Here is a 6,815-nt window from a genome sequence, read left to right as displayed (position 1 = left end):
GCGGCAGTTGAGGATGTTCCTCGTCGCGCGGGCCACAACCCTTGAGGTGTACAACTCAGAAGTTGTAGACTAGCCATGTGTGGGACGTGGAGGTCGGACTCGTCGAAGAGTGGCTGCTCGCGTTGTCCGAGGACGACTACGACCTGATCGTCGCCGCACTGGAAGTACTGCAAGACGAGGGACCGATGTTGGGGCGGCCGTTGGTCGACACCATCAAGGGCTCGCGTCACAAGAACATGAAGGAGTTACGGCCCGGGTCCGGGGGCAGATCAGAGATCCGGATCTTGTTCGCGTTCGACCCGAAACGCCGGGCGATCCTATTGGTCGCCGGCGACAAGAGCCGCGACTGGAACCGTTGGTACAAGCGGCACGTCCCGATCGCCGACCAACGGTTCGACGACCACCTCACCACCCTGAGAAGGAGGGCTTGACATGACCAACCTGGACCAGCTGAAGCAGCGCCGTCCCGCTCGCCGCAAGGTGGTCGACGCCCACAAGGACCGCATGCTCGCCGAGACCCGCGCCTGGCGGCTCAGGGAACTCCGCGAGCAGTTCGACCTCACCCAGGTCGAACTCGCCGCCGAGCTCGACGTCAGCCAGAACCGCGTGTCCCGGATCGAACGCGGCGACCTCGACAAAACCCAGGTTGACACCCTGCGCCGCTATGTCGAGGCACTCGGCGGCAAACTCCGTCTTGAAGTCCAGGTCGGCGACGACACCTTCCAGATCGCTTAACGGCACCATCATCCGCTGCCGCGCCGACTCTTCAGCGGCCTTCACCCGCCCGCGGAGCGGCATGAGCGAGCATCCCAAGCTGGGACCCACACTGGTATGATCTATGTCATGACTGTACAGATCGCGATCCGTCTTCCCGACGACATGGTGGCCTTCCTCGACAAGTCCGTGGCCGCCGGCAACGCTCCCAGCCGGGCAGCGCTGGTGGCACGTGCCGTCGAGCGCGAGATGCGCCGCCAAGTTGCCGAGCAGGACGCGGCCATCCTCCGCCGGCGGGGCACCACGGACGACCTCGACGAGTTGGTCGACTGGTCCGTGGCACACGCGACCGTTGAGGACTGACCCGTGCGCGAGATCTGCCTTGTGCGCTTGGACAAGACACGCCCAGCAGTCGTTCTGACTCGCGATGCCGCGCGGTCGGCCATGACGAAAGTCACGATCGCGCCGATCACCTCCACCATCAAGGGCCTATCCAGCGAGGTTCTTGTAGGACCTGCCAACGGCCTCGACCACGACGGCGTGATCTCACTCGACAACGTCGTCACCGTTCCGACCAAGCTGCTCGGCCGCACCGTCGGGTTCCTGACCTACGCCCAAGAGGCCGAGCTCGCCCGGGCGGTCGTCCTGGCCTACGACCTCGACATCCCGCTGCTCGATTGACGAACCGCCAAGTCGCACCGATCACACCGCGTGCGGCAGATGGGTTGCTTCCAGCGAACCGGATCGCGGTCCACCATGGGATGGTCGAGCCCGTGAGACTGGAGCCGCCCCGTGCCAACGACCCTTGACCTGGCCTACCCCTTCACCGGCCGGTGGCTGACGCAGAACAGCCCCGCCAACCGGGTCCCCAGCCACGGCACGACGCTGTACGCCTCGTCCTTCGCGATCGACTTCGTCCCGGTGGACGAATCCGGTCGCAGCACGCCGATCACGTTCGCCTCGCTGGTACACCCCGAGCCTGCGGCACGCTTTGTGGGCTTCGGACGACCCGTCCTCGCCCCGGTGGACGGCATCATCGTCGCCGTCCACGACTCCGAACCCGACCATGCGGCCTTCCGAGGCCTGCCATCGCTCCGCTACGCCCTCACCCAGGCACGCAGGGCAACTGCAGGCTGGCCAGCCCTCGCGGGGAACCACGTGATGATCAAGACCAGTCGCGGCCCCGTGGTCGCGTTGTGCCACCTCCAGCAAGACAGCATCCGGGTCGAACCTGGTCAACACGTTGAGGTGGGCCAGGCGTTGGCAGGCTGCGGCAATACGGGCAACAGCACCGAGCCGCACCTCCACCTGCAGGCAATCAGCAGTGTCGACGTGATGAGCGCAACCGCGGTGCCCACCATGTTCCAAGGCGGCCTTCCGCGGAACGGCGAGGTAGTCGACGCCAGGTGAACCTCGGTGACTGCGCAAGACCGCGCGCGCGGCTCGCGGAAGAGCGCGTTCAGTTGGGCCGCCGGGGGTCAGCCGTCAATGCGGATCCCGGTGAGGGGCACGCCGGCGCGTTCGTAGACGAGCGACACGGCGCCCTTCGGGAACGCGACCGGCGGCTCAGCGAGACGGAACGCGGTGGGGACCGTGCCGTCGAACAACCGCTTGCCGGTTCCGAACACGACCGGGTAGAGGTACAGGTTGAGCCGGTCGACGAGATCAGCCGCGAACAGGCTCCGCGCCAGGTTGCCGCTGCCGATGACGTGGATCTCGGCGAAGCGGTCCTTCAAAGCCGCAACCTCGGTCGCAACGTCCGACACCACCGTGGTACACGGCCACGACGCATCGGTGAGCGTGCGCGAGGCGACAAACTTGGGCACCGCGTTGAACTTCACCGCCACCGGGTCTGTCTGGGTCGGCCAGTAGCCGGCGAAGATGTCGTATGTCGTATGGCCGAGCAGCAGCGCGTCCAGCCGGTCGATGCCGGCGCCGATCAGGGCGCCTGACTCATCGTCGAAGTACGGCGCTTGCCAGCCGCCGTACCCGAAGCCGCCGGAACGGTCCTCGTCGGGACCGCCCGGGGCCTGGTAGACGCCGTCGAGGGTGATGAACAGGTCCACCGCCAGAATTCCCATGGGTGCACTCCCTTCCTTAAGCCACCCTAACCGCGCCGCACGCGTCGGTCGAGAGTGGGGCATGCAGCCACCCAGACGCGGGCGATCGGCGGCAGATCAGGTCGTTGGCCGTCACCGTGAGATCCCGCTGATCTGGCGCTTCCGAGGTTCCACAGACGGTACGTCAGGGCCCCGCCAGGCGAGTGCGGATCCATGCCGAAAGTGCCGACGACCGCGATACTTCGGGGATGGACTCCAAGTCGCCGCGCTCGGCCGAATCGCTCCAAGGCCGGTCCTCCCCGCTCAGGACCGGGGGTCGCTTTCTGCTCGGCGGGTTCTTGGCGACTGCCGGGATCGGTCACCTCACCAGCCTGCGGCAGGAGTTCCAGGCTCAGGTGCCGCCGTGGATCCCGCTGGACCCCGACTTCGTCGTCGTTGCCTCTGGCGTGGTCGAAGTCGGACTCGGGGCCGTGCTTCTCTTGGCGCCGCGTGCCCTGCGTCCGGCACTCGGCTGGGCGACGGCCGCGTTCTTCGTGGCTGTCTTCCCGGGCAACGTCGCGCAGTACCTGACCCGTCGAGACGCCTTCGGGCTCAACAGTGACGAGGCACGACTGGTGAGGCTCTTCTTCCAGCCGGTCCTCGTGGCTTGGGCATTGTGGGCGACCGGAGCTTGGAACGCATGGCGGACCTCTCTCCGTGCGAACCGCTGACACCAACGAACGCTGCGCCCGTCGGGCAGGACCAGCCCACCAGACCCCGATCGAGTGAGGAACCACGCGCCCGCAGCGGCATGAGCGGGTCGTGCGCTTCGGGAACCGGAAAGCCGACAGGCCACCCTCGCGCACCCTGCGGCAGAACCGGATGTGCGTCACTTCGTCGCTGGTGCGCTGAACTGGAACGAGCCGCCCCCTGCCGGGGCGGCTCGTGTGCTGGTCTCAGCAGGTGACTGTGTTGTTGGTGATGGTGCAGTGCTCCCGGTCCGCCTGGTCCTGGATGGGCTGGGGAATGCTGTCGACGAGCCGCCGTTTGATGGTCTGTTCGGTGCTGATGGTGGGTCCGACGACGGGGATGAAGGTGGTTTCGGTGATTTCGCCGAGGACCTGGCCGGTGTCGGGGTCGATGACGAGGGATTGGTGGCCGCCGAAGGCGTCGTGGCGGCCGATCCCGACGCCGGTGTGTCCGGTCGACAAGGTGACGGAGTCGTCGGTCAGGGTGGTGCCGGGGATGGTGCGGAGCACCTCGTAGAGGGCGGAGCGGAGATCGGCGGGCACCAGCCCGGAGTTCAGGACGTCTGCCACGGCGGTGAAGGCCTGGTCGTCGGGGTTGTTGCCGTGGCCTTGGTTGTCGGCGTAGAGCCTGTCACGCAGGGCCTGGGTGTCGCGGGGCAGTGAGGCGAGCCAGGTGGGTGAGGGCTGGTTCCAGCTGGCGGGGATCTGCTCCGGGGTGAGGTTCGTGGTCCACACGGCCGTCTTGGTGTACGGGGTGGTGCGGTCTGCGGGGGTGCCGAGGAGTTGGTGTTCCACGGTGGTGGGTTCGCGGATGAACCAGCTGGGACGTTTCCCGTCGACGGCGACGTAGTCGGTGTTGGTGGTGCGGGTCAGCCACACGCGGGTGTCGAGGCCGGCGTATTCGGTGACCAGGCTGGTCCCGCTGGAAGTGAGTTCCCAGTACTGGCCCGGCCGGCTGACGGGATCGGTGGCCCTGATCGCAGCTTGGGCCAGCAGTTCGGACGCGTGCGCGGTCGCTGCGCCGACCGCCACGGACTGGTAGCCGAGCCCGCCGACGACCAGGGCGGCGGACGCGGCCACCAAGACCCGGATGATCCTCTGCCCACTGTGTCTGGGGGTGGGGATTGCGGTGATGGCGTCGTGCAGGATCCGGTCACGTTCGGTGGCGGTGAACGCGGGCGTGTGGGCGGCGGGGTCGTGCTGACGAAGTTGATCTTCAAATTGTGTGGTCATGGCGTGTCCTAGCGGGTGGCGGAGCAGGGTTCGGTGGCAGGCGCGCGCCGCAACGGAGCGGCGGTGGTGCTGGCCTGGTAGAGCTGTTGCGCTCGTTGACGGGCCCGGAGGAGGCGAGTGCGGGCGGCTCCTGGGGTGATGTCGAGCACGAGGGCGATCTCGGCGGGGGTGAGTTGTTCCCAGACGGTGAGGCGGAGGACTTCGGCGTCGGTGTCGTCGAGGCGGTCGAGCAGGTCATCGACGAGGCTGCGCGCCTGTTCTTCAGCCGAGGGTGCCGCCGCTGGTGGCAAGGTCGTCTCGAGGGCGTGCTGCAGGGAGGCCCGACGCGCTTCGCTGCGATAGTGGTGAAGGATGACGTTCCGGGCGGTCTGGTACAGCCACGGCAGCGCGGGGTCGGGGACGTACTCGCGTCGCCGCCACGCGGTGGCGAAGACGTCGGCGACGATGTCGTCGGCGTTGCTGGCGGCCACTCTGCGCACGGCGAACGCTCGCAACTGGGTGGCGTGGCGGTCGAACAGGAGTTCCAGCCAGTCGCGCTCCCGAGCGGGCCGTTGATGTCTCATACCCAGTAGTTCCCGCCCGACGTCGAAACGTCACACGGCGGCGCGCTGGCGCACCGAGATCCCGCCGCTACGCCCACCTGCCGGGGTGCGGGCAGGCTGTCCGGTACGACCTGGGTGTTCACGGGGCGAGGAGTCCGAGGGGGACGACGCCGATCCCGTCGGGACGCCGATAGGCGTTCGGGCCGGTGTTGACGACGATGGCGTCCAACAGCTGGTCGCCCATGCGGTCGGCCAGCCAGTGGAGGTGTTTGGTGTCGGCATCGGTGACGGTGTTGGCCAGCTTGACCTCAACAGCCACAGCGCGGCCGTCGTCGCGGACGACCACCAGGTCAACCTCGTGGTCGCCGTTACGGGTCCGTAGGTGACCAATGGTGGCCTCGGCCGCCTGAGCGGGAACCCGGACGCACAGGGTCACCAATGATTCGAACAGGTGCCCCAGGATGCTGCCCGTTTGGGGTCCCACCGCCGTCCCGGCGCCATCCAACAGGGCTTCCCGGGTCAGGCCGAGAAGGCGGGCGGCGAGCGCCGGGTCGGCCAGATGGTGCTTCGGGGTCTGACCCAGCCGGGTCAACAGACTCCCCGAGGGCGCCCACGCCGGCACCGGATCCAGCAGCCACAAGCCGGTCAGCACGTCCCGGTAGGCGATCGACGTGGACCGGGCCGGCTTGTCGCCCTGACCCGGCGTGGCGGCGTCCAGGATTTGCGCGTAACTGGCCGTGGTCGACGTGGCCGCGGCGTAGGCCCGCAACCACTTCAGCATCGCCTCGGGTTTGCGCACTGCCAGCCCTTGTTCGGGCACGTCCCGATCGACCGCGTTGTGCAGGTAGGAGTCGAGCTGGAACCTTCGCGACCGCCCCGCCAGGGGTCGGATCGCGGGGAACCCCGAGGCGACGATCTCCTCCACGTAGTCACTCAAGGTCAAGGGACACGACCCGGTCAGCGACCCACGGCGTCCCGACAGCAGGTCGCGCAGGCTCACCGTCGGCTCGGACACGCCACGTTCGGACAGGGTCATGGGACGCATCCGCAACCGGCCGATCCGGCCGGCCCCGGAATGGGCGGTGGCCCCCGGCGCGGGGGTGGCGCTGCCGGCCAACAAGAACTGCCCGCCCGCCGGGTTGGCATCCACGGCACGCCTGACCACATCCCACACTTCGGGGACCTTCTGCCACTCATCGATCAACAGAGGACGCCCACGCCCCAACACCTGCTCCGGTTCGGCGGCGATCGACTCCCGGACGGCCTTGGAATCCAACCGCACCACCCCGGCGACCCGCTGCCCGGCGGTCGTGGTCTTCCCGACCCCCTTGACGCCGTCGATCGCGATCGCTGGAACCTGGCCGAATAGCTCATCCAACTCGTCGTCCAGGATGCGGCGTGCATACTCCATGAAGCAACCATACAAGAAGCAGGATTCGAATCAGTCATCTAGCAGGGCTGGAATCAGACACATCGCAGGAACGCGCACCGGCATATGCGCGTTCTCATGCACATCCCTCGACGACCGCTACTGGGCA

At 67.6% G+C, this 6,815-nt stretch carries 10 protein-coding genes; 6 read left to right on the top strand and 4 right to left on the bottom strand.

Features of this window, described 5'->3' with window-relative positions:
• Positions 1 to 77 precede the first annotated feature (77 nt).
• From AC5YDV_RS19420 to AC5YDV_RS19400, 5 genes are all read left to right on the top strand, one after another.
• Positions 78 to 431 (top strand): type II toxin-antitoxin system RelE/ParE family toxin, encoded by a 354-nt coding sequence (locus AC5YDV_RS19420; protein ID WP_496184835.1) that lies wholly within the window; start codon positions 78 to 80, stop codon positions 429 to 431.
• A gap of 1 nt (position 432) precedes the next feature.
• A complete protein-coding gene (locus tag AC5YDV_RS19415; RefSeq protein ID WP_496192500.1) occupies positions 433 to 735 on the top strand; it encodes a helix-turn-helix domain-containing protein in 303 nt (100 codons plus the stop codon).
• Between the two features lie 108 nt (positions 736 to 843).
• The gene (locus AC5YDV_RS19410) at positions 844 to 1,077 is read left to right on the top strand and encodes a YlcI/YnfO family protein (protein WP_496185180.1); all 234 of its coding nucleotides are present in this window, start codon (positions 844 to 846) and stop codon (positions 1,075 to 1,077) included.
• A gap of 3 nt (positions 1,078 to 1,080) precedes the next feature.
• Positions 1,081 to 1,395 (top strand): type II toxin-antitoxin system PemK/MazF family toxin, encoded by a 315-nt coding sequence (locus tag AC5YDV_RS19405; protein ID WP_496185179.1) that lies wholly within the window; start codon positions 1,081 to 1,083, stop codon positions 1,393 to 1,395.
• Between the two features lie 111 nt (positions 1,396 to 1,506).
• A complete protein-coding gene (locus AC5YDV_RS19400; RefSeq protein WP_496185178.1) occupies positions 1,507 to 2,124 on the top strand; it encodes a M23 family metallopeptidase in 618 nt (205 codons plus the stop codon).
• Between the two features lie 68 nt (positions 2,125 to 2,192).
• On the opposite strand, the gene AC5YDV_RS19395 is transcribed toward AC5YDV_RS19400, so the two are convergent.
• The gene (locus AC5YDV_RS19395; RefSeq protein ID WP_496185177.1) at positions 2,193 to 2,795 is read right to left on the bottom strand and encodes a dihydrofolate reductase family protein; all 603 of its coding nucleotides are present in this window, start codon (positions 2,793 to 2,795) and stop codon (positions 2,193 to 2,195) included.
• Between the two features lie 227 nt (positions 2,796 to 3,022).
• Here AC5YDV_RS19395 and AC5YDV_RS19390 point away from each other — a divergent pair, with 227 nt between their 5' ends.
• Entirely contained in the window at positions 3,023 to 3,484 is a 462-nt protein-coding gene (locus AC5YDV_RS19390; protein WP_206080017.1) for a DoxX family protein, read from the top strand.
• Positions 3,485 to 3,709: 225 nt separating this feature from the next.
• On the opposite strand, the gene AC5YDV_RS19385 is transcribed toward AC5YDV_RS19390, so the two are convergent.
• The 3 genes from AC5YDV_RS19385 to AC5YDV_RS19375 all read right to left on the bottom strand — a co-directional run bounded on the left by AC5YDV_RS19385 (position 3,710) and on the right by AC5YDV_RS19375 (position 6,688).
• On the bottom strand, positions 3,710 to 4,735 hold the full coding sequence (locus tag AC5YDV_RS19385; RefSeq protein WP_496192504.1) for a CU044_5270 family protein: 1,026 nt from the start codon (positions 4,733 to 4,735) through the stop codon (positions 3,710 to 3,712).
• Positions 4,736 to 4,743: 8 nt separating this feature from the next.
• Complete coding sequence (locus AC5YDV_RS19380) at positions 4,744 to 5,298, bottom strand: RNA polymerase sigma factor (RefSeq protein ID WP_496183860.1); 555 nt, start codon at positions 5,296 to 5,298, stop codon at positions 4,744 to 4,746.
• A gap of 118 nt (positions 5,299 to 5,416) precedes the next feature.
• Entirely contained in the window at positions 5,417 to 6,688 is a 1,272-nt protein-coding gene (locus tag AC5YDV_RS19375; RefSeq protein WP_496183859.1) for an ATP-binding protein, read from the bottom strand.
• Positions 6,689 to 6,815 lie beyond the last annotated feature (127 nt).

It is taken from the genome of Propioniciclava sp. LT432 (genome assembly GCF_059515965.1).
This window is presented reverse-complemented; position numbering and strand designations above follow the sequence as displayed.

Excerpts from the sequence above, each read along its gene's own strand:
- AC5YDV_RS19415 (WP_496192500.1), top strand. The coding sequence starts at position 433 with ATGACCAACCTGGACCAGCTGAAGCAGCGCCGTCCCGCTCGCCGCAAG.
- AC5YDV_RS19410 (WP_496185180.1), top strand. The coding sequence starts at position 844 with ATGACTGTACAGATCGCGATCCGTCTTCCCGACGACATGGTGGCCTTC.
- AC5YDV_RS19395 (WP_496185177.1), bottom strand. The coding sequence starts at position 2,795 with ATGGGAATTCTGGCGGTGGACCTGTTCATCACCCTCGACGGCGTCTAC.
- AC5YDV_RS19390 (WP_206080017.1), top strand. The coding sequence starts at position 3,023 with ATGGACTCCAAGTCGCCGCGCTCGGCCGAATCGCTCCAAGGCCGGTCC.
- AC5YDV_RS19385 (WP_496192504.1), bottom strand. The coding sequence starts at position 4,735 with ATGACCACACAATTTGAAGATCAACTTCGTCAGCACGACCCCGCCGCC.
- AC5YDV_RS19380 (WP_496183860.1), bottom strand. The coding sequence starts at position 5,298 with ATGAGACATCAACGGCCCGCTCGGGAGCGCGACTGGCTGGAACTCCTG.
- AC5YDV_RS19375 (WP_496183859.1), bottom strand. The coding sequence starts at position 6,688 with ATGGAGTATGCACGCCGCATCCTGGACGACGAGTTGGATGAGCTATTC.